The organism is Sulfurovum sp. XGS-02 (assembly GCF_023213175.1).
In the GTDB taxonomy this organism is placed as follows: Bacteria; Campylobacterota; Campylobacteria; order Campylobacterales; family Sulfurovaceae; genus Sulfurovum.
The window spans coordinates 480,436-502,424 of record NZ_CP093312.1 but is presented as its reverse complement, the minus strand read 5'-3'; the positions used below and the strand labels follow the sequence as shown (position 1 = coordinate 502,424).

Sequence of the window (21,989 nt, the reverse complement as noted above, 5' to 3'; positions counted from 1 at the left end):
TATGTGTGCCTAATTTTGCGTTATTATACTATTTTAACCATAAATATGGCTTATAGGAGAAAGTATCACAAGCCATATGGATAGCAGGCCGATATAGGCTCTTTGCCTACGCACCTTGCTGTTTTGGTATGTTCGTGACACTGTTTTTAGCAGTTTTTTTTAAGAAGAAATACTCTCTAATACTTTAAAATAAGTAGGGAAAGTTTTAGCAGTACATTCGGGTTCATTGATAGTCACAGAGACCGGGTCGAGTGCTAAAAGAGAGAAACACATGGCCATTCTATGATCATCATACGTGTCTATAGCGGCATGTTTAAGTTGTTTAGGCGGGGTGATCTTCAAGTAATCTTCACCCTCTTCTACCTCTGCTCCCACCTTGCGAAGTTCCGTTGCCATTGCAAAGAGTCTATCGGTCTCTTTGACACGCCAGTTATAGATATTTCTAAGTGTTGTCGTACCCTCTGCAAAAAGTGCTGTTGTGGCTATGGTCATTGCAGCATCAGGTATATGGTTGAAATCCATATCTATGGGGTGCAATTCACCCCTGCTTACCGCTACATACTCATCACCCCACTCTACGATCGCACCCATTTTTTCAAGGACATCGACAAACTGTACATCACCTTGGATACTCTTTTTCCCGATACCAGTGACTTTGACCGTACCGCCTTTGATCGCAGCAGCAGCTAAAAAATAAGAAGCCGAAGAGGCATCTCCCTCTACCATGAAGGTTTCTACGGCTTGATAGCTTTGTCCGCCTTTTACTTTAAAGGTTTGATAATTGTCATTCTCAACTTCTACACCGAATTCTTTCATAATATGCAGTGTGATATCGATATAGGGTTTGGAGACGAGCTCCCCGATAATAGTAATGGTCATATCCTCTTTTGCAAGAGGTGCTGCAAGCAGCAGTGCCGTTAGGAACTGACTTGAGATAGCACCGTCGATCCTCACATCACCCCCTAAGAGTCCATTGGCTTCTATCAAAAGAGGCGGATACCCTTCATTTTCCCGGTAGCTGATCGTTGCACCTGCTTCTCTTAACGCATCGACCAAGTGCCCTATGGGCCTCTCTTTCATTCGAGGCTCACCCGTAAGCAGATAAGAGCCTCTACCAAGACACAATGCCGCACAAAGCGGACGCATAGCTGTACCAGCATTCCCCAAGAAGAGTTCTTGCAGATTATCACTCTGTATCGCCCCTGCATTACCGGTCACCGTACATTCTGTTTTATCTGCTGAGAGAGTATAGGTGATACCCAGCTGTTTCAGGGCATTGAGCATATGTCTTGTATCATCACTCTCCAAAAGATTGGTAATCTTAGTCGTGCCCTCTGCTAAGGCTGCCAGTAGCAGAGCCCTGTTTGAGAGACTTTTAGATCCCGGAAGATTAACCTCTCCCTCTATTTTGGAGATGGGTTTGAGTGTCAATGTGTTCATATAACCTCATCCACCTTTTTGATCTCCTGTATCTTATTGATCACATTCTGCACGATCCAGTCAGGGGTAGAAGCACCCGCAGAGATACCGCAAAGCTCTTTACCTTCAAACCAGCTGGCTTCGAGCTCTGTTTCATTCTCTATGAGGTAGCTGTCTTTACAGTCACGTTCGCAGATACTATGCAGCTGTTTTGTATTGGAAGAGTGTTTCCCCCCAATGACGATCATCACATCAGCATCTTTGGCCAGTTCTGCAGCTGCGTCCTGGTTTTCAAATGTTGCATTACAGATCGTATTGAATACCCTTATCTCTTTACGTGTTTCCATCAAGGCTGTCACGATCTTTGCAAAATCTTCGGGTTTTTTTGTAGTTTGTGAAACAACGGCAACCTTTCCTTTAAGAGGAAGGCTCTCCAGCTCTTCAGGCTCAAGCACAATGAACGCATCTTCCGGATCTTCAGCATAACTCACTACGCCTTTGATCTCCGGATGGTCCTTGTCACCGAATATCACGATGCTATACCCCTCTAGACTCATCTTTTGTACGATATTCTGCGGGGTTGTTACATAAGGACAGGTTGCATCAATGACTTTATGGTCTTGGCTTTTCAACACAGCCAATTCATTTTTAGGGATACCGTGGGTACGGATCACCACAGCATCATCCGTCTCGATATCTTCAAGACGTTCAGCAAGACCGATATTGAAACCCTCTTTAAGTCTATTGATCTCATCTTTGTTATGGATCAGAGGACCGTACGTCACAGACCCTCTGTGTTCTTCCGCTATCTCGATAGCCCGTTTCACACCAAAACAAAATCCGTAACTGGAAGCTAATTGTATTTTCATCTTTATCTCAATTCAGCTTTACATTCTGTTTCAAGTGCAGCCATAATCTGACCCATCACTGCTTCTATATCACTATCTTCAAGTGTTTTTTCCATAGATTGGATGAAGAAACGTATCGTAAGACTCTTTTGATCCCCCAATTTTTCATCTTCATAGATATCTACAGGATAGGTATCTTTAAGCATTGGAAGTTCCAGTGCATTGAGTACCTTAGCCACTTCATAGTAGTTCAAAGATTTATCGATCACTACAGAGAGGTCTTTATAGACACCTTGGAACTTGGAGATAGGTGTGGCATTGATATGTGTCGGTAACAACACATCAAAATCAAGTTCCGCGATGAATGTCACAGGGAGATCAAAACTTTCCTGCACGGTCGGGTGCAACTTTGAAATGAACCCGCACACTTTGCCGTCTACCATGATGTTAGCAGATTGATAAGGGTGGATAAGCCCATTCTCATAGGTACAAGGTTCCAGCTCAAAGGCACCGACAACAGCACCTACTTTTTGTGTAAAGGTGGCAAAATCGATCATCTTCGGTTTACCCGCATTTCTTACATTTTCACCTTCGACCTGTCCAGAGAAGACAAAAGAGATCACCTCTTTCTGTTCTCTTTGGCTTCCAAATACTGCACCGATCTCAAAGAGAGGAATCGATTTTTTACTGTAACTTACATTGCGCTTCGCTGCATTGAGCAAATTGACCAGGATCGTAGATCTCAGTGTATTGAGCTCTTCTGCGATAGGATTTGCCAGTTCCAAGTCTTCATCTACCGTAGAGAAACCATATTTTTCCAAAAGTGCTCTTTCAGAAAAGACATACGATACGTTCTCATAGAATGAGACACCCACTGCACGGTTCTTAAATTCTTTTTTTGCCTTATATCTATCGGATGTGTCATTAAGACGCGGTTTCTCAGCAAATACAAAAGGTTTGGCTTCTATATTATTGATTCCGATGATACGTACGATCTCTTCTGAGATATCCTGTAAATGTTTGATGTCATGTCTAAAATGCGGTACCACTGCTGCGATAAGATCATGCCCCATAGAATTGATCTCAAATCCAAGTTTTTGAAGTATCGCTACGATCTTCCCTATTTCAATATCCATACCGATGATAGCAGAAACCTCTTTGGCATCAACGATCACCGTATCATGTTCTTTTTCGGCACTTACGATCAGTGAACCTTCATAACAGGAGATATCTGTATAACTGTCCATCATAGAACCCAGGAACGATAACCCGAACTGGAGATCAGGATTGGAACCTCTGGATGTCTTATAATACAGCTCATCTGTTTTCAAAGAAGTGTTTGCAACCGCCTCAACCAAAGTATCGGGATTGATATAACTCGCCTCTATGAGAAGCTCTTTGGTGTTGTCATTTGCCGTGCACTCTGCTTCTTGTTGCACACCTACAACAGAAAGCACCTTCTCATTTCCGATGATCTCGATAATCCCTTTTGTTTTCGCTGCCGTATGTACAGAGATCTTGTTTTCCTCATTACGGAATATTTTACTGTCATAGGCACGTAACACGACTCCTGTCGTATGCGTTGCATACGACAGCATACTTGCCAGTCTTCCTTCAGCTTCTACACCTACCATCGCTAAACGTAACTGTACAAGAAAATTGTTTGATATCTGCTCTATCGTTGCAAGTTTATAATGCAGGTCTGCATCCATTTCACCGGTATGGTGAAGTTCTGCTTCTCTGGCGATGCCGAGTTTTATCTTATCTTCTTGTTTATATTCAAATGTTTTCATCTCGATATCAAGTGCGGTACTCAAGTCCCTTGCTACACCGTAAATGCTCAGACAATCCCCTCTGTTGGCTGTAAGTTCAAGCTCGATGATCGTGTCTGCGACCTTCTCATAGGTACGTAACTCTCTACCCGGTTCCAGTTCACCGATACTCTCATCGAGTATCATGATCCCTTCCCCCGTATCAGGGAGTCCAAGTTCAGAAGAGGAACAGACCATCCCTTCACTCTCGACACCGCGGAGTTTCGCATGTTTGATGGTAAAGTCACCAGGCAGTACAGCACCTATGGTCGCTACAGCCACATACTCGGCATCCACAACATTGGCAGCACCGCAAACGATCTGTCTTGTACCGCTTCCCACATTGATTTTACATACATTGAGTTTATCTGCATCAGGGTGTTTTTCGCAAGACAGTATCTCTCCTACGACTACTTTTTCAGCTATCTCTATCTGTGTCAGACTGTCAACTTCAAGTCCTATGGCATTAAACGTTTCATACAGCTTTTCATTAGAGACACTGCTAAGGTCTATAAATTCACTTAACCAACTTCTTGTTACTATCATCTAAACTGCTCCAACAAACGAATATCACCTTCAAATAAAGATCTCAAATCAGGTATTTTATGCATCAGCATTGCAAAACGCTCTACACCCAAACCAAAGGCATAGCCGCTCACATCTTCGTATCCTACTGCCTTAAAGACATTCGGATCGACGATCCCGCATCCAAGTACTTCCAGCCAGCCTGTATGTGAACAGACCCTGCATCCTTCACCTGCACAGAAGATACAAGAGATGTCCACTTCGGCAGACGGTTCAGTGAACGGGAAGAAACTCGGTCTGAAACGCACTTCAACATCTCCAAACATATACTGTAGGAAATCTGTCAATATAGACTTGAGGTTTGCAAAACTCACTTTGCCTTTATCATCTACCACAAGACCCTCCACCTGGTGGAACATCGGTGTATGTGTCAGGTCATAATCACGTCTGAACACTGTTCCCGGAGCGATCATACGGATAGGAGGTTTGATCTCCATCATCGTACGTATCTGTACAGGAGAGGTATGTGTACGTAAAAGTCCCCCATCCTTAAAATAGAATGTATCCTGCATATCACGCGCAGGGTGGTATTTAGGCAGGTTCAAGGCTTCAAAGTTGTGGAAGTCATCCTCTACCATAGGCCCGCTTTCCACAGCAAAATTCAACGCCACAAAATAGTCAATGATCTTGTCCATCGTCTCCATCACCGGATGCAGTGCACCTTTTTGTGCCAATGTGCCATAGAGTGAAACATCGATCGCTTCACTTTTAAGTACTTTTTCTATCTCTTCAGACTTCAACACTGCGTAACGTGCATCAAAACTCGCTTGCAGTGCGGCCTTACTTTTGTTCAAACCCTCTGCAAATGCTTTTTTCTCCGGACCGGGTACATCTTTCATCTTGGCAAACTCTGCTGCCAAAACACCCTTCTTCCCGAAAAGTTCAACACGTACTTTTTCTAATGCTTCAAGCGAATCGGCCTGAATGATCTTCTCTTCTAAATTTTCCATTTAACCTCTATATGACTTCTGTGTATTGTTGTGATTTTATCGAAAAATTACTAACAATGGGATTTATTACTACTTATCTGTGCTATACTTTGCCTATATTAAACTTGACCATACCCACGTCATATTCGTGCTTGACATGAATATCCGCAAGTTGATATGATAATAAAAAAAGAAAATAAATCAACCGATCAAAGGACCACGGCATGTGCATATTCTGCAAAATCGTAAACAAAGAAATCCCCAACAACACTGTCCATGAGAGTGAACATTTTTTAGCATTTCATGACCTCTACCCTAAAGCACCTATCCATATTCTCATCATCCCTAAAACACATGTCGACTGTTTTCAGGATGTGACACCCGAGACGATGGCAGGACTCACAGAATTTGCACAAGAAGTAGCTACCAAAGTAGGTATAGATGAGTCCGGTTACAGACTCATCACCAATAACGGTCCAGACGGAGGACAAGAGGTATTTCACTTACATTTCCACCTCTTGGGCGGAGGAAAACTTACCTGGGATCACAGCCACGAAGACCCGCATAAGAGTTTATAAAACTCTTTTGGGGAATTTATTTCCTTGGGCTAAAAAACTCCCTCAATATTTTACTTGTGAACTTGTCTCTCTTCTTACTTTTCTAGAAAAGTGAGCAAAAGTCGTCACTATTCTCAAATCGCTTCGTTTTTTCTAAAAAAATGAAGAGGGTAATATCACCACAGTTCGATTGTTAAGGAAATCTAACAAATCAATTAAAATCAGATGCTAAGCATCAATCTCTTCAAGCTTGAGCTCATACTCCGCCACGATCTCCTCATCTTTTTCCGTAGCGATCTCCAAACGCTCAAAGAGTGCATCCACCTCCTGCTGTACCAGACCCACTTCCCGTGAAAGTTCCATGATGGCATCGTTATCTCCTGAGTTTGATGCTTTTTCAAGTGCTGCATTTTTAACCTCAAGCTCCTCTTCAAGCGCTTCGATCTTCTCTTCACAAAACTTGATCTCTTTGGTATAAGGCTTACGCAGTTCATTACGCTCCTGAGTCACAGCTTTACGCAATTTCTTACGCTCTTTATGGTTGATCTTGGGTTTTTTCTTTTTAGGGGCTGCCCCTTCTTCCTCTTCCCAGCCTATCTTTTCCAAAAACTCATCATAGGTACCTTCAAAATACTCTGCCCCACCTTTATGAAAGATGATCAGCGCATCAGCCAATCTTCGTAAAAGCATCTCTGAGTGCGTGACCATGATGAGAGAACCTTCAAACGCATCTATGGCATCTGCCAGCGCATCGATAGACTGCATATCCAGGTGGTTGGTAGGTTCATCCAGGAAAAGAAGGTTAGCGGGTGTTGCGATGATCTTTCCGAGCATGACACGGCTGCGTTCTCCTCCCGAGAGTACCTCTATCTTTTTATCGGCAAGGTCACCCGAGAACATCATACGCCCCGCGATACTGCGTGATTCGGGTATCCCTATGTCTTTATTGACCGAAGCGATCTCATCAATGATCGTTGATGTGACATTGAGTCTTTCGATGTTTGTCTGTCCAAAGTGCGCAAACGTGGTAGCAGGATGAAAATCAAGCTTTCCCTGCTGGAGCGGCAGTTCTCCTGCAATGTAGTTCAGCAGTGTTGACTTACCCTTACCGTTCTTACCGATAATCGCCAGACGTTTTCCCTTCTCCAGAGCAAAAGTTACACCTTGAAACAGCGGTTCATCCGGGTTGTATCCAAAACCCAGATCTTCCGCACGTAAAACAATTTTTGCAGGTGTCTCTTTATATTTGAAATCAAAGGATAACGTCGCATCATTCTGCAGATCTTCCATCTCATCCATTTTGTCGAGTTCTTTTTGCTTTGACTGTGCGAGTGCGGCGGTAGAGGCTCTGGCTTTGTTACGTGCGACGAACTCTTCAAGCTCTTTACGCTTTTTATCTTGATTTGCCTTCGTTTTCTCATAGGTTTCATCTTCCATCTCAAGTGTCGCGTAGTATTTATGCGTGTCACCCTGTACCAGACGAAGTCCTTTACGCTGTATGCCCATCGTATGGGTCGTCACAGCGTCCATGAAGTCACGGTCGTGCGTGATGAGTATCACTTCACCCTCAAACTCCCTGATAAATCCTTTCAACCATCGCAAAGAAGGCAGGTCAAGGTAGTTGGTAGGCTCATCGAGCAACAGCATATTGGGTTCTGTTGCCAAAAGTTTTACAAGATTGATACGTATCTGGTACCCTCCGGAAAAACTCATAGGGTCTTTCTCCAGATCTTCTGCGGTAAACCCCAGTCCAAAGAGCAGCTTTTCTATCTTGTAAAAGTTCCACTGTTCATCTTCAGGAAGTACCAGTGCACACTCTTCACGTACTGTCTTTTCCGTAAACTCCAAATGCTGGCGAAGTGTGCCTATCATATAGTTCTTCGGGATACTCACATCCCCCGAATCATAACCCTCTTCACCCAGAATAATCTTGAAAAGCGTCGATTTACCAGACCCGTTACGTCCGACAAGTCCGATTCTCTGTCCCGGTGAAAGCTTGAGGTTGATATCTTTAAAAAGGGTTTGTCCCCCAAAGCTTTTAGAGAGGTTTGTAAGTTGTATCATTTATATATCCATGTATGGGGTAATTTGGGTTGCAATTATATCGAAAAGTGTTTTAGCTCGTCTTCTCATCATATATGTGCTATTCTAAGTAAACATATAATATATGTTTGAAAGTATTATCATTCTATAATAATCCTACGACATCTTTTAAAAGGATAGAAAATGAGCGATACTAATTTAAAACATTTAGAAAAGATCAAAGACACTATTGATAAATCTCAAACATTGACGGAAGAAGAGAAAAGTGACTCCATGAAACGTATCGAAGAGTGGTACAGAGAAGATATGGCTTCAGGGACTTTCCTCAAGGAGCTCAGTGAACTTTCACCTACGATCAAAGCACTACTTGCAGAACTTGGCCTTATCTAAGATCTTCTCTCCTCGCTGACAAGGAGAGAATGGGTACTATTTGAACTCACCTGCGTCCAATTTTGCTTTCAACCCATCAAGCGCCTCTTGCATGGTCTCTATGATCAGTTTTGCTGCAAGAGCATTATCCGCTTCAGGTACATCCCAATCGGTAAACTTCATATTGGCATTAAAAAGTGCAATCACTTCTACAACGATCTCATTTTTTCTTCTTTCAATATCTTGTTCTACAGGATTCATCTTACGTCCTTTTACTTTATAAGATACTATTATGATACTCCCCTAAGAGTAAAAAGTATCTGAAGCTGAAAAAATATGCTATAGTAGGTTATGAAGATACAAATATGTAAAAAATTCTCGAAAGTCGATAAGCTTCAGAAGAGACTCATCAAGGCATTTCCTGATGATACGGTCACAGTGAAGTCCTGTATCGATATGTGCAAACGGTGCAAGAAACAGCCTGTAGCAAAAGTAGATGGGAAAAAGCTCAAAGCCAAGCGTATCCCATCGCTCATCGAGAAGATCGACGAGCTTTAACCCCTACGAGCAGCAAGCCCCTCCGAAACCGTCTTCAAGCGGCACGCTCATAGAGACAAGTTCTTCCTTGTCGGCTATCTTCTCACCGTTTTGGATGATCGTATAGCTCACCTTCACCGAATCACGGATAGAGTTCACCGTAGTACAGTAACTCTCCAATGATGCGCCTATATAGCGCTTTGCTTTTGTCGCATCGAACGCTCCGTCAAACGTGTAAATGATATGCATAGATGCAAATTTCATCGGTACGGATTCCGTTCTCTCTATCTCTGCCTTGACAGAGTAGTTCGTCACCTCAAAACCGTCTTTCTCAGCCATCATTACAAGGTCTATCCCCGTACATCCTATGATCCCTGTTGCAAAATACTCCACAGGTGTGATCTCTTTACAGTCCAAAGTGAAAGAGGACTTTATAGTGTTCGCTTTGAATTTTTTATCGCCAAGATACTCTACTGATACGTTCATGTTCATTCCTAAGATTTATTTGTGATAGTGTACACTATATGACTTATATTTAACTGCAAAAGGCATATCATGGGTGTAGAAATAGAACGAAAATTCCTCATAGACGAAACCAAACTGCCCGCACTGAGAAACGGCTACATCATCAAACAGGGTTACATCCAGACCGTAGATCATACCACCGTGCGTATACGAATCCGTGACAAAGAAGCCTTTCTTACCATCAAGGGTAAAAGCCAGGGTGCCACACGGTTAGAGTTCGAGTACCCCATCCCGCTGAGTGATGCCCAGGAGATGCTCACAAACCTCTGCCATGCCTCACTTGTAGAAAAAACACGCTACCTTGTAGAGTATGAGGGCCATACATGGGAGGTCGATATCTTTGAAGGGTCCAATCAAGGGCTCACCCTTGCCGAAATAGAACTGGAGAGTGAAGCGGAGGATTTTTCTCTACCCGAGTGGGTCAGTGAAGAGGTGACGGAGGATGTGCGGTATTTTAATGCCAATTTGGTGGAGGAGCCCTATACATCCTGGTAAAATCTTATCTGATCTTAAGGATAAGCAATGTAAAACCTCTGTATGACACTTGATAACCTTAATTTTGAAACCCCGTATCTTTCGCTCGATAGTGAATTTTACGACATGACCGAACCCACACCGTTGGATGATCCCTACCTGATCAGTTTCAACCCAAAAGCGGCAGAACTTATAGGCCTTGATGACAGTGCCAAAGAGGATCCCCGTTTTGTAGCACTGCTCAACGGTACCTACCTTCCCAAAGGGGCACGCCCTTTTTCCATGTGCTATGCAGGGCATCAGTTCGGTAATTACGCACCGCGTCTGGGAGATGGCAGGGCTATCAATCTGGGAAGCATCAACGGCTGGCACCTCCAGACCAAAGGGAGCGGAGAGACACTCTACTCCCGCACCTCAGACGGCCGGGCAGCCATCCCCTCTTCTATACGTGAATACCTGATGAGCGAAGCGATGCACCATCTTGGCATTCCTACCACAAGGGCTCTTGGCATCATCGGGTCACAAACGAAGATCTTACGCAACCAGATAGAACGCGGGGCCATTGTGATGCGCATGTCACCAAGCTGGGTGCGTTTTGGTACCTTTGAATACTTTTACTACTTTAAAGAGTACGACAAGCTCAGATCCCTTGCCGACTATGTCATCGCCGAATCCTACCCTCACTTGCAGGATGATGAAGACCGTTATTACAAATTCTTTTGTGAGGTCGTTGAGCGTATGGCAAAGCTTATCGCTCAGTGGCAGGGGATAGGTTTTAATCATGGCGTCATGAATACAGACAACATGTCCATTGCAGGTCTCACCATCGACTATGGGCCTTATGCGATGCTGGATGATTTTGACTATGGTTTTGTCTGCAACAAGACCGACAAGGCGGGCCGCTACAGCTACGGTGACCAACCCAATGTCTCCTACTGGAACCTCACTATGCTCTCAAAGGCCCTCACCCCTTTGATCGATAAGAACAGAATGCAGAAAAAGCTCGATGATTTTGGCAACTTCCTCTACCCTGATGCCTATATCGATGTGATGCGTGAAAAACTAGGGTTAGTAATGAAGCTGGATGAAGATGTGGAACTCATCACAGAACTGGTAGGTACACTGCAGGAGGCCTACGTGGACTATACCCTATTTTTCCGAACACTCAGCCGTTATGACGGTGACAGGATGCCCATCTTTGAACTCGCCATGAATCCAGTCCCCCTTGACAGCTGGCTTACTCTCTATGATAAACGTTTGGCTAAAGAGACAAGAACACAGAACGAGCGTCAACAAGTAATGCTAAAGACCAACCCGAAATATGTCCTGAAAAACTATATGCTCCAAGAAGCGATAGACCTTGCGCTAAAAGGGGATTTTTCTATGGTAGAAACACTGCTCCATATCGCAGCCCATCCATTCGATGAACTGCCTGAGTTCGAACGTTTTGCAGAGGAAACACCGGAGGAGCATAAAAACCTTTGCCTCTCCTGCTCGTCTTAGCCAAGAAGAGGATGGGAAACTCAAGGTTTAATGTGGATCGGGGTTCCCACATTCACAAGACGTAAGACTTCATCCATCTCATCATTTTCTAATGCGATACACCCTGCAGTCCAGTCATTATAGCGTTGGAAAAATGACTTTTTGATTTCTCTGTTATTGGGTTGTCCGTGGATCATGATCGATCCTCCGGGACTTTTACCCAATCTCCTTGCATTTTGATGATCTCTTCTATTGGGGTACGAGATATGCAAAGCTTTATAAAAAGAACTGTTGGGTTTGAAATAATCAAGTTTATATTTTCCCTCAGGCGTCTTTTGGTCACCTCTTACTCTCTTATGCCCTACAGGGTTGCCACCTAAAGCGATGTCATATTTTTTTAAGATCTTGCCTTTACATGAAAGGTACATCTTTCTTTTTGATTTTACCACTGTAACCAGATCTGCTTTGAGACCCTTGAATTTCGATGAAGATGAAGTATTTGCTAAAAGTAAAAGTGAGGTGATGATATAAAAAAATAGATATTTCTTCACAATGATCCTTTGATTGGGTTTAAATCATATCATTGTCAAAAACTGAGGAGTAAAGAAGGTAGAACTATCCATCTGTATATAAGAAAATGTGCGGTCTGGCGATCTTTACCATAAAGACCCATGACTTTCTGTCCTTGCTTCACAACAAGTTTAGCTTTTAACATTAATAAGTAATTACATTGTACTATGAAAAGTTTTAAAAAAAAATAAGAGACTTATTTTTGTCCTTCTAACCAACTTTTCATACTCTCTACCTGCTCCAAAGTCCTCACAGTTGCTGTACCACCCTCTGACTGACGAGCATTCATGGAGGCACGGTTATCAAGTAGTGCTATTACACCTTCACCTATGCGTGCGTCTACACTTTGCAGATCTTCCAAGCTTAGTTCTGAGATGTCCAGTCCTTTTTCTTCTGCCAGGTTCACCGCGTTACCTGTGATGTGGTAGGCATCACGGAACGGGAGTCCTTGCTCTTTTACGAGGTAGTCTGCAAGATCTGTTGCCGAGAGGTGGCCTATCATACATGCAGCTTCCATAGCCTCTTTGTTGACGGTCATCTCTGCTATCATCTCTTCGAGAACCTGTAGTGAGAGTATCGCTGTTCTTACAGAGTCAAATACACCCTCTTTGTCCTCTTGCATATCTTTGTTGTAGGCCAGTGGCAACCCTTTCATCACAGTAAGAAGTGCTACGAGGTTACCGTTTACACGTCCTGTTTTTCCTCTGAGAAGTTCAGGGATATCAGGGTTTTTCTTTTGTGGCATGATGGAAGAACCTGTCGCATGTCTATCACTGAGTGTCACCCATTTAAACTCACTCGCAGACCACAAGATGAGCTCTTCACTCAAGCGGCTCATATGCATCATCATCGTGCTTATGTTAAAGAGTATCTCCAGTGCAAAGTCTCTGTCACTTACCGTATCAAGACAGTTCAGAGTCGGTGCATTGAAACCCAGTTTATCTGACGTGGTCTGTCTGTTGATCGGGTGTGGTGTACCGGCCAATGCAGCACAACCTATAGGGGAGTAGTTATTACGCTCATATGAGCTCATAAAACGCTCATAATCACGTTTAAACATACTTGCATAGGCCATCATATGGTAACCGAAGTTTATAGGCTGAGCATGCTGCAGGTGCGTCATACCAGGAAGCATCGTCTCAGCATTCTCTTCTGCAACTTTTACAAGCGTAGTGATGTTCTCTAAAAGTAGATCAGCAATGGCTTTTGTGTTGTTCTGTACATAGAGTCTGAAATCAAGTGCCACTTGGTCATTACGGCTGCGCGCTGTGTGTAGACGTTTGCCTGCATCCCCTACTTTTTCAGTCAGTCTTCCCTCTATCGCCATATGGATATCTTCATCATCACCGTCCAGTTTAAAGTCACCAGACTCTATCTCACCCAGTATCTCATAGAGTCCGCCTTCTATCTTCTCATAATCCTCTTTAGAGATGATACCCTGCTCACACAGCATATAGGCGTGGGCACGTGAACCCTCTATATCTTCTTTATACAGCACTTTGTCAAATGGTAGTGAGTTGTTGAGATCTTGTAGGAGTTGTGAACTCTTTTCAGAGATTCTTGCAGATGCAATTTTTTTAGACATGATTGTTTCCTGAAATGTAGTTAATTAAAAGTATTTTATCGTAAAGTACGTTTAAGAAGGATTGACAGTTATAGAAAAAACAGAAGAGCCTAAAAAAGGGAGTTGGAAGGGAGGAGTGAAGGCTCTTCAGTAAAAGATAACCAGTTCCAAGAAATAAGGAAGTTTACAAGCAGTAAAACACGTCACTTGGAAAAAAGGAGACGGTTACCTTTCTATATGATTATAGAAAGTGTGTGTTAATGGCGTGTTAATAGAGTGTTAATCCAATATTTAAATGTACTATTTTCTATAATATAGACTTAAGAGACAACGCATATAAAATAAAATGTGAAAAGCACAGAAAAAAGTAATATAGGCAGAAAGTACAAAGATGATTTGCGAAGAGCCTAAGAAAGGGAGTTATATCGGGAGGGATAGGCTCTTCTATAAAAAGATAACCGGGGACCAAGAGAACAAGGAAGTTATTACAAATATTGGACAAGGAGTAAAACTAATCTCTTGGAAAGGGAGATGGTTACCTTTCTAGAAGTATTATAAGGTATGGGAGTTAATGGGGCGTAAATAAAGGGTTAATCGTGTGAATAAAGTAGCTATGATTCGTTATATAGGGGTCTAAGCGTTGTAAAAAAACTAAAAAAATGTAAATAGATGTAAAAGATTAATGAGATTGTTAAAAGTAAATAAATAAAAGGCTTTGTGATAAATTAAAATTGTAAAGAGTTAATTGATTGATTGTTAAAAAATGAAGGGTGTTATAAACTCAAAGTGGCAGCGACCTACATTTCCACAAGCGTAGCCTGCAGTATTATCGGCGATGGGAGGCTTGACTTCCAGGTTCGGAATGGAGCTGGGTATGACCCTCCCTCTAGCCCCACCACTAAGAGAAAGATAAACACCGATGTGTTCATGTTTCTCTCAGCTCGTAAGCTTTGAGTAACTTAGTATTGTTAAGAGCCTAGGTAAGTTGATTACAATTGCATACTCATTATTAAGCTTGCACTTAATAAGGTAGTACCTATTTGAAGAATAAAGTAAATACAAACGATCTATTAGTACTGGTCAGCTAAATGACTTTCATCACTTACACACCCAGCCTATCAACGCAGTAGTCTTCTGCGGATCTTCAGGGATGATTCATCTTGGAGTTGGCTTCCCGCTTAGATGCTTTCAGCGGTTATCACATCCGAACATAGCTACCCAGCGATGCCCTTGGCAGGACAACTGGTACACCAGTGGTTCGTTCACCCCGGTCCTCTCGTACTAGGGGCAACTCTCCTCAATCATCCAACGCCCACGGCAGATAGGGACCGAACTGTCTCACGACGTTCTGAACCCAGCTCGCGTACCGCTTTAAATGGCGAACAGCCATACCCTTGGGACCTGCTTCAGCCCCAGGATGCGATGAGCCGACATCGAGGTGCCAAACCTCCCCGTCGATGTGAGCTCTTGGGGGAGATCAGCCTGTTATCCCCGGCGTACCTTTTATCCTTTGAGCGATGGCCCTTCCACACAGAACCACCGGATCACTATGACCGACTTTCGTCTCTGCTCGACATGTACGTCTCGCAGTTAAGCTGGCTTATACCATTATACTCTGCGATGGATTTCCAACCCATCTGAGCCAACCTTTGTAAGCCTCCGTTACTTTTTAGGAGGCGACCGCCCCAGTCAAACTACCCACCAGACATTGTCCTCCGACAAGATAATTGCCGCAAGTTAGCAATCAGAATATATAAGGGTGGTATCTCAAGGATAGCTCATCACCAGCTGGCGCCGATGAATCAAAGCCTCCCACCTATCCTGCACAAATATATCCCAATTGCAGTGTCAAGCTATAGTAAAGGTGCACGGGGTCTTTCCGTCTTGCCGCGGGTAGGAGGAATTTTCACCTCCACTACAATTTCACTGGATCCCTGGTTGAGACAGCTCCCATCTCGTTACGCCATTCATGCAGGTCGGTATTTAACCGACAAGGAATTTCGCTACCTTAGGACCGTTATAGTTACGGCCGCCGTTTACTTGGGCTTCGATCAAGAGCTTCGCACCGAAGTACTAACCCCATCAATTAACCTTCAAGCACCGGGCAGGCGTCACACCTTATACATCCTCTTACGAGTTAGCAAAGTGCTGTGTTTTTGATAAACAGTCGGGAGGGACTCTTTGTTGCAACCTCTCTCGCTTTCGAAGCAAGTTCTAATACAAGAGGAGGCACACCTTATTCCGAAGTTACGGTGCTAGTTTGCAGAGTTCCTTAACCAGGGTTCTTCCACGCGCCTTAGAATACTCATCTCACCCACCTGTGTCGGTTTACGGTACGGGCAACTAATAATACACTTAGAGGCTTTTCTTGGCACGACGGTATCAACGATTCTGAATCAGCTCCGAAGAGCGTCATCAGCCTGTCAGGTCTCGAAAACAGCCGGCGGATTTTCCTATCCAGCTTATCTACACCCTTCGAGCCACTATTCCATCAGTGACCTCGTTTAACCCTATGCGTCCCCCCTTCGTACTAAACTATTAGTTGGTATTGGAATATTAACCAATTTGCCATCGCTTACCCCTTTCGGACTCAGCTTAGGACCCGACTAACCCTACAATGACGAGCATAGTGTAGGAACCCTTGGGTTTACGGCGAACAGGATTCTCACCTGTTTTCTCGCTACTCATGCCTGCATGCTCACTTCTAGCCGCTCCACCACTCCTTACCGGTATGGCTTCAATGCTGACTAGAACGCTCTCCTACCACTTAGTATAAATACTAAATCTACAGCTTCGGTGTCTATTTTAGCCCCGTTATATTTTCGGCGCAGAATCGCTAGACCAGTGAGCTGTTACGCTTTCTTTAAAGGATGGCTGCTTCTAAGCCAACCTCCTGGTTGTCTAAGCAACTCCACATCCTTTTCCACTTAAATAGAACTTTGGGACCTTAGCTGGTAGTCTGGGCTGTTTCCCTCTCGATGATGGATTTTATCACCCACCACCTGACTGCCATGAATTCACTATGGGTATTCGGAGTTTGACTGGGTTTGGTACCTTGGTGTAGGCCCTAGCCCAATCAGTGCTCTACCCCCCATAGCTTCGAACATGACGCTATACCTAAATATATTTCGGAGAGAACCAGCTATCACTAAGTTTGATTGGCCTTTCACCCCTATCCACAGGTCATCGGAGGAGTTTTAAACCTCCACCCGTTCGGTCCTCCACTAGCTCTTACACCAGCTTCAACCTGCCCATGGATAGATCACTTAGTTTCGGGTCTACAGCAACTAACTAACGCCCTATTAAGACTCGCTTTCGCTACGGCTTCACGTGTGTTTAACCTTGCTAGTCACCATAACTCGCAGGCTCATTATGCAAAAGGCAGTCCATCACCCTGTATAAAACATAGGGCTCTGAATGATTGTAGGCAGATGGTTTCAGGTTCTATTTCACTCCGCTCACTGCGGTTCTTTTCACCTTTCCCTCACGGTACTGGTTCACTATCGATCCTGGAGTAGTATTTAGCCTTGGAAGGTGGTCCTCCCATATTCAGTCAGGGTTTCACGTGTCCCGACCTACTCGAATAAAGTCTAATTAGTTTTCGTATACGGGACTTTCACCCTCTACGGTCAAGCATTCCAGCTTATTCTACTAACACCTTAAACTCTTTAGGGCTACTCCCTTTTCGCTCGCCGCTACTAAGGGAATCTCGGTTGATTTCTTTTCCTGTGGGTACTGAGATGTTTCACTTCCCCACGTTCGCTCTCCTAAGAGTGACATGCTTCGCAACATGCCGGGTTGCCCCATTCGGAAATCCAGGGATCAAAGCTTCTTGGCAGCTCCCCCTGGCTTATCGCAGCCTAGTACGTCCTTCATCGCCTCTCCTGGTCTAGGCATCCACCATCTGCCCTTAGATTAATTTATTTAATTCTAAGGTACTACCTTATTAAATGCAAATAAGTCATTCACAGATCTCTCTGTTTATGGTTACTCGTTTAATAATGTATATTTATGAGTTTCAATTTCTTGAAGTTTGCACATGAAAGTTATCATTTCTGATAATTTTCTGTTAAATTGTAATTTGTTTATAATATGAATAAATCCATATCATGCAACATTACGTTAGACTCTTAACAATAATAAGTTAAATAACTTTTAGGTGTAAAACCTAATAGAAACATTCTCATGAATACTTCTATTAAGTTTTCCAATCCATCATCTCTTTTCAGAAATGGTGGAGAATAACGGGATCGAACCGATGACCTCCTGCGTGCAAAGCAGGCGCTCTCCCAGCTGAGCTAATTCCCCAGGTTGTTACGTCAAAGATCCTAATAATCTTTGACAACCAAACAGTAAGTTATGATCGAACATAAAACAAACCAAGTCTTATTTGTGTTTGTGATGATATTCTGTGAGGAAATATCATCTATACTCTGAAAGGAGGTGATCCAACCGCAGGTTCTCCTACGGTTACCTTGTTACGACTTCACCCCAGTCGCTGATTCCACCGTGGAGGGTAGCCAGTTTAGCTTCCCCGCTTCGGGTGAAATCAACTCCCATGGTGTGACGGGCGGTGAGTACAAGACCCGGGAACGTATTCACCGTAGCATAGCTGATCTACGATTACTAGTGATTCCAGCTTCAAGCAGTCGAGTTGCAGACTGCTATCCGAACTGAGACCAGGTTTATAGATTTGCTCCACCTCGCGGTATCGCTTCTCATTGTCCTGGCCATTGTAGCACGTGTGTTGCCCTAGCCGTAAGGGCCATGATGACTTGACGTCGTCCTCACCTTCCTCCTCCTTGCGAAGGCAGTCTCACTAGAGTCCTCGGCCGAACCGTTAGTAACTAGTGACGAGGGTTGCGCTCGTTGCGGGACTTAACCCAACATCTCACGACACGAGCTGACGACAGCCGTGCAGCACCTGTATAAAAGCTCCCGAAGGCACCACTCTATCTCTAAAGTGTTCTTAAATATGTCAAGGCTAGGTAAGGTTCTTCGCGTATCTTCGAATTAAACCACATGCTCCACCACTTGTGCGGGTCCCCGTCTATTCCTTTGAGTTTTAATCTTGCGACCGTACTCCCCAGGCGGAATGTTTAATGCGTTAGCTGCATCACCGAATAGACTAGCTACCCGACGACTAACATTCATCGTTTAGGGCGTGGACTACCAGGGTATCTAATCCTGTTTGCTCCCCACGCTTTCGCGCCTCAGCGTCAGTAATGTTCCAGAAGATTGCCTTCGCTTTTGGTATTCCTAGTTATCTCTACGGATTTTACCCCTACACAACTAATTCCATCTTCCTCTCCCACACTCTAGACTAACAGTTTTGGATGCAGTTCTACGGTTGAGCCGTAGGCTTTCACATCCAACTTATTAGCCCGCCTGCGCGCGCTTTACGCCCAGTGATTCCGAGTAACGCTTGCACCCTCCGTATTACCGCGGCTGCTGGCACGGAGTTAGCCGGTGCTTATTCATATAGTACCGTCATTATCTTCCTATATAAAAGGAGTTTACACACCGAAATGCGTCATCCTCCACGCGGCGTTGCTGCATCAGAGTTTCCTCCATTGTGCAATATTCCCCACTGCTGCCTCCCGTAGGAGTCTGGACCGTGTCTCAGTTCCAGTGTGGCTGATCATCCTCTCAGACCAGCTAGGCGTCATTGCCTTGGTGAGCCATTACCTCACCAACTAGCTGATACCATATAGCCCGATCCCTTGGCGAAAAAACATTTCCCAACTATGATTAACATAGAAGGAGTATGAGGTATTAGCAGTCGTTTCCAACTGTTATCCCTCTCCAAGGGGCACATTAGCTATACATTACTCACCCGTCCGCCACTTAGCTGACATCCCGAAGGACCGTTCTCGTTCGACTTGCATGTGTTAAGCACGCCGCCAGCGTTCACTCTGAGCCAGGATCAAACTCTCCATAAAAATGAAATGGTTTGAACCATTGTCAAAGAATCACTTAACTATCTCTAATTAAGTTTAATCTTTATCCCAATTTTTTAAAAATTGGTAAAATTAAAACTCAAATAGACGTTGATTTGTTTACTTATTATTTGGTTGTCAAAGATCATTCACTCTCACTCTCTGGGCTAACTCAGCCTAGGTCTCTGTGTTTGTGGACGGGAATTATAGACAAAATTTAATTCCTTGTCAAGGGTTTTTTGCGTTTTATTTGAAATTTGTTAAAAAAAATTTTTTTATCACATTTTACTTACATTATATATGCAAAAATGGCTTAAAATTTCTTTTATTTTCCTAAAAAAATATAGAGAACTATCTATATTATTTTATTAATTTTGTTGTACTTATATTAGTGCGATGTGTCGTGTTAAAAAGCAGGTAGATTTCTTGTATGAAATGTGAATATATGTTAGAAAGTGAATGTTTGGGAGTAAATAAAATGTAGAAAATGGCACAACGGTGAAGTTGTGCCTGGTGCTGAAAAGAAATTAGAGCTTTTCTGCCATTTGGACATCGTAAAGGATGTCATCCATTGGGTGTCTATACATAGGCATAGCAAGTCTCTTCTCATCAAGGATGTGACCGATGAATCCGATAGATCTACCTACGATAAAGAATGCATTGAGCGTACCTGAAGCGATAAACTCATTGATCTCTTCTTCAGAGTAACCAAGTGCTCTCCACATATCAACCATAAGGATACCGATCGTACCATCCACGTTAAGGATAAGGTTCTCTTTTTTAGATGTTGTCAATGCTTCAACCGTTCTTGCATAGTCAAGAAGTGGTGTTGCAGGGAAATGCTCCGCTGCATAATCCATCAAACCTTTCACTCTCAGGTCAGGGTTTTTAAGAGATTTGATTCTGTGACCGATTCCCGGAATTGGCACACCCTCACCTTTCATATAATTCAAGAACTCTTTAGGTGTCATGTTGTTGTCATCTGCATGTTTGAAGTACTGCGCTGCACCATCAATCGCACCACCGAATCTCGGTCCGATCGTAAGAAGACCAGTTACCAATGATTCAACCACTGATTTACCTGCTCTTGCTGTTACTTTTGCATTGTGTGCACCAGATACTGCCGGTCCGTGATCCGCAACTGTTTTCATTACAGTCTCGATGAAGTCAGTCGCCCATTTCGGATACTGTTTTTTGAACCATAGAAGTGATACAACATCACCGATTCCTTTACCTGTATCAGGTGTAGCCACTGAAGAGATTGGGAATCCAGCGTAAGTCGCTTCATCACCTCTGTCATCAGAGATCGTACAGATGAACTGCTTGCTTCTTCTTACTTTAGGTACTACATTGATCTCTGGCTCAGGGATCGCTGGGATATTAAGAGATTCAAATACTTCTCTGATCTTCGCAGGAAGGTCATTGAATGTTGCCGGTACATGAATACCTGCTTCAGCCATCGCTTTGTTTTTCGCTTCAGCTGTTTCACGTTCAGCATTCGCAGATGCACCTGCGTGACCGAATTGAACACCTGAATCATAGTATTTAGCGATCGTACCGATACACCATGCAATGATCGGCTTTGTGATCTTACCAGATTTAACCGCATCGATCACTTTGTACTCTTCAGTACCACCTACTTCACCAAGAAGGATCATATACTTCACATCCGGGTTCTCTTCCATTCTAAGAAGGTTATCGATAAATACAGAACCAACGAATCTGTCTCCACCGATCGCAACACCTTCTGCAATACCGTCAGCATTGATAGCAATGATGTTAGAAAGCTCGTTGAAAAGACCACCTGATCTTGTTACAAGACCACATGAACCTGCTCTATGTAGTTTAGAGTTTACAATGTTCTCGATCGTACCACCAACGTTAGCGATCTTGAATGCACCAGGAGCGATACCACCAACTGTAGCAGGCCCGATAACAACAACACCCGCATCACGTGCAGCTTGGTTCATACCACGTGCAAGTCTCTCAGGGATACCTTCTGCAGTGATCATGATCGTTTTGAATCCACCGATGTTCAATGCTTCCATTGTTACATCATAAGCTGTTCTGAATGATGCAAAGTTCAAAAGAACGTCAGCTTGAGGCTGAGCAGCTTTTGCTTCTGCTGTCGTTTTAAATGTAGGGATCATCACCTCGTCTGCACCATAGAAGAATTTCTCAAATTTTCCAGATGCAGTTGGAGCAACGATCGCTGCTACTGAAGGTTTTTCTCTTTTAATTGTGTAATCATAGTCTAACATTCTTTGGATCGCTGTTTTGTTGTTGTTCCAAAAAATAGCCTGTGTATCTCTAGTAAATAATTGTGCCATCTTCTCT

General features: G+C 43.5%; 15 protein-coding genes, 1 tRNA gene, 3 rRNA genes and 1 riboswitch. Of the genes, 5 read left to right on the top strand and 14 right to left on the bottom strand.

The window, feature by feature from the left end; genetic code table 11:
* Positions 1 to 159: 159 nt before the first annotated feature.
* The 4 genes from aroA to pheS are packed head-to-tail and all read right to left on the bottom strand — an operon-like array spanning position 160 to position 5,613.
* Entirely contained in the window at positions 160 to 1,440 is a 1,281-nt protein-coding gene (gene aroA / locus MN086_RS02540) for a 3-phosphoshikimate 1-carboxyvinyltransferase (RefSeq protein WP_248576490.1), read from the bottom strand.
* Entirely contained in the window at positions 1,437 to 2,288 is an 852-nt protein-coding gene (locus MN086_RS02535; RefSeq protein ID WP_248576489.1) for a 4-hydroxy-3-methylbut-2-enyl diphosphate reductase, read from the bottom strand. Before MN086_RS02535 ends, aroA begins: the two co-directional genes overlap by 4 nt.
* Before the next feature lie 2 nt (positions 2,289 to 2,290).
* The gene (gene pheT / locus MN086_RS02530) at positions 2,291 to 4,624 is read right to left on the bottom strand and encodes a phenylalanine--tRNA ligase subunit beta (protein ID WP_248576488.1); all 2,334 of its coding nucleotides are present in this window, start codon (positions 4,622 to 4,624) and stop codon (positions 2,291 to 2,293) included.
* The gene (pheS, locus tag MN086_RS02525; protein ID WP_248576487.1) at positions 4,621 to 5,613 is read right to left on the bottom strand and encodes a phenylalanine--tRNA ligase subunit alpha; all 993 of its coding nucleotides are present in this window, start codon (positions 5,611 to 5,613) and stop codon (positions 4,621 to 4,623) included. The genes pheT and pheS overlap by 4 nt, the downstream gene beginning before the upstream one ends.
* Positions 5,614 to 5,816: 203 nt before the next feature.
* Here pheS and MN086_RS02520 point away from each other — a divergent pair, with 203 nt between their 5' ends.
* Positions 5,817 to 6,170 carry a histidine triad nucleotide-binding protein gene (locus MN086_RS02520; protein ID WP_008241681.1) on the top strand — a complete coding sequence of 118 codons (354 nt, stop codon included), beginning with the start codon at positions 5,817 to 5,819 and terminating at the stop codon, positions 6,168 to 6,170.
* Positions 6,171 to 6,377: 207 nt separating this feature from the next.
* Here MN086_RS02520 and MN086_RS02515 read toward each other — a convergent pair whose 3' ends face one another.
* Positions 6,378 to 8,213, bottom strand: a complete 1,836-nt coding sequence (locus MN086_RS02515; RefSeq protein WP_248576486.1) for an ABC-F family ATP-binding cassette domain-containing protein — start codon at positions 8,211 to 8,213, stop codon at positions 6,378 to 6,380.
* A 162-nt stretch (positions 8,214 to 8,375) separates the two neighbouring features.
* On the opposite strand from MN086_RS02515, the gene MN086_RS02510 reads away from it, so the two are divergent.
* Entirely contained in the window at positions 8,376 to 8,582 is a 207-nt protein-coding gene (locus MN086_RS02510; protein ID WP_248576485.1) for a hypothetical protein, read from the top strand.
* A 36-nt stretch (positions 8,583 to 8,618) separates the two neighbouring features.
* On the opposite strand, the gene MN086_RS02505 is transcribed toward MN086_RS02510, so the two are convergent.
* Positions 8,619 to 8,822 (bottom strand): hypothetical protein, encoded by a 204-nt coding sequence (locus tag MN086_RS02505; RefSeq protein WP_248576484.1) that lies wholly within the window; start codon positions 8,820 to 8,822, stop codon positions 8,619 to 8,621.
* A 90-nt stretch (positions 8,823 to 8,912) separates the two neighbouring features.
* Between MN086_RS02505 and MN086_RS02500 the strand changes: the two genes are divergently transcribed.
* Positions 8,913 to 9,119, top strand: coding sequence for a DUF1450 domain-containing protein (locus MN086_RS02500; RefSeq protein WP_248576483.1), 207 nt, complete (start codon positions 8,913 to 8,915; stop codon positions 9,117 to 9,119).
* A gap of 3 nt (positions 9,120 to 9,122) precedes the next feature.
* Here the strand turns inward: MN086_RS02500 and MN086_RS02495 are convergent, their stop codons facing one another.
* Positions 9,123 to 9,584: an OsmC family protein gene (locus MN086_RS02495; protein WP_248576482.1), complete on the bottom strand. Its 462-nt coding sequence runs from the start codon at positions 9,582 to 9,584 to the stop codon at positions 9,123 to 9,125.
* A 69-nt stretch (positions 9,585 to 9,653) separates the two neighbouring features.
* Between MN086_RS02495 and MN086_RS02490 the strand changes: the two genes are divergently transcribed.
* Both MN086_RS02490 and MN086_RS02485 read left to right on the top strand, forming a co-directional pair.
* Positions 9,654 to 10,118 (top strand): CYTH domain-containing protein, encoded by a 465-nt coding sequence (locus tag MN086_RS02490; protein ID WP_248576481.1) that lies wholly within the window; start codon positions 9,654 to 9,656, stop codon positions 10,116 to 10,118.
* Between the two features lie 42 nt (positions 10,119 to 10,160).
* The gene (locus MN086_RS02485) at positions 10,161 to 11,600 is read left to right on the top strand and encodes a YdiU family protein (protein WP_248576480.1); all 1,440 of its coding nucleotides are present in this window, start codon (positions 10,161 to 10,163) and stop codon (positions 11,598 to 11,600) included.
* Positions 11,601 to 11,620: 20 nt separating this feature from the next.
* Here the strand turns inward: MN086_RS02485 and MN086_RS02480 are convergent, their stop codons facing one another.
* From MN086_RS02480 to MN086_RS02450, 7 genes are all read right to left on the bottom strand, one after another.
* A complete protein-coding gene (locus MN086_RS02480; RefSeq protein ID WP_248576479.1) occupies positions 11,621 to 12,130 on the bottom strand; it encodes a murein L,D-transpeptidase family protein in 510 nt (169 codons plus the stop codon).
* A gap of 86 nt (positions 12,131 to 12,216) precedes the next feature.
* Positions 12,217 to 12,295, bottom strand: a riboswitch (cyclic di-GMP riboswitch).
* Positions 12,296 to 12,345: 50 nt separating this feature from the next.
* Positions 12,346 to 13,734, bottom strand: a complete 1,389-nt coding sequence (gene argH, locus MN086_RS02475; protein WP_248576478.1) for an argininosuccinate lyase — start codon at positions 13,732 to 13,734, stop codon at positions 12,346 to 12,348.
* Positions 13,735 to 14,497: 763 nt separating this feature from the next.
* Positions 14,498 to 14,613 (bottom strand): 5S ribosomal RNA (rrf, locus tag MN086_RS02470).
* A gap of 149 nt (positions 14,614 to 14,762) precedes the next feature.
* Positions 14,763 to 17,638, bottom strand: a 23S ribosomal RNA gene (locus tag MN086_RS02465).
* Positions 17,639 to 17,945: 307 nt separating this feature from the next.
* Positions 17,946 to 18,021, bottom strand: a tRNA-Ala gene (locus tag MN086_RS02460).
* A gap of 128 nt (positions 18,022 to 18,149) precedes the next feature.
* Positions 18,150 to 19,655 (bottom strand): 16S ribosomal RNA (locus MN086_RS02455).
* Together the 16S, 23S and 5S rRNA genes with 1 tRNA gene alongside form the textbook arrangement of a ribosomal RNA operon.
* A 524-nt stretch (positions 19,656 to 20,179) precedes the next feature.
* Complete coding sequence (locus MN086_RS02450; protein WP_248576477.1) at positions 20,180 to 21,982, bottom strand: citrate/2-methylcitrate synthase; 1,803 nt, start codon at positions 21,980 to 21,982, stop codon at positions 20,180 to 20,182.
* Between the last annotated feature and the right edge of the window lie 7 nt (positions 21,983 to 21,989).

Coding starts and splice junctions, on each gene's coding strand:
- MN086_RS02535 (WP_248576489.1), bottom strand. CDS start 2,288: ATGAAAATACAATTAGCTTCCAGTTACGGATTTTGTTTTGGTGTGAAA.
- MN086_RS02515 (WP_248576486.1), bottom strand. CDS start 8,213: ATGATACAACTTACAAACCTCTCTAAAAGCTTTGGGGGACAAACCCTT.
- MN086_RS02485 (WP_248576480.1), top strand. CDS start 10,161: ATGACACTTGATAACCTTAATTTTGAAACCCCGTATCTTTCGCTCGAT.
- MN086_RS02520 (WP_008241681.1), top strand. CDS start 5,817: ATGTGCATATTCTGCAAAATCGTAAACAAAGAAATCCCCAACAACACT.
- pheT (WP_248576488.1), bottom strand. CDS start 4,624: ATGATAGTAACAAGAAGTTGGTTAAGTGAATTTATAGACCTTAGCAGT.
- pheS (WP_248576487.1), bottom strand. CDS start 5,613: ATGGAAAATTTAGAAGAGAAGATCATTCAGGCCGATTCGCTTGAAGCA.
- MN086_RS02450 (WP_248576477.1), bottom strand. CDS start 21,982: ATGGCACAATTATTTACTAGAGATACACAGGCTATTTTTTGGAACAAC.
- aroA (WP_248576490.1), bottom strand. CDS start 1,440: ATGAACACATTGACACTCAAACCCATCTCCAAAATAGAGGGAGAGGTT.
- MN086_RS02495 (WP_248576482.1), bottom strand. CDS start 9,584: ATGAACGTATCAGTAGAGTATCTTGGCGATAAAAAATTCAAAGCGAAC.
- MN086_RS02500 (WP_248576483.1), top strand. CDS start 8,913: ATGAAGATACAAATATGTAAAAAATTCTCGAAAGTCGATAAGCTTCAG.
- MN086_RS02510 (WP_248576485.1), top strand. CDS start 8,376: ATGAGCGATACTAATTTAAAACATTTAGAAAAGATCAAAGACACTATT.
- argH (WP_248576478.1), bottom strand. CDS start 13,734: ATGTCTAAAAAAATTGCATCTGCAAGAATCTCTGAAAAGAGTTCACAA.
- MN086_RS02505 (WP_248576484.1), bottom strand. CDS start 8,822: ATGAATCCTGTAGAACAAGATATTGAAAGAAGAAAAAATGAGATCGTT.
- MN086_RS02490 (WP_248576481.1), top strand. CDS start 9,654: ATGGGTGTAGAAATAGAACGAAAATTCCTCATAGACGAAACCAAACTG.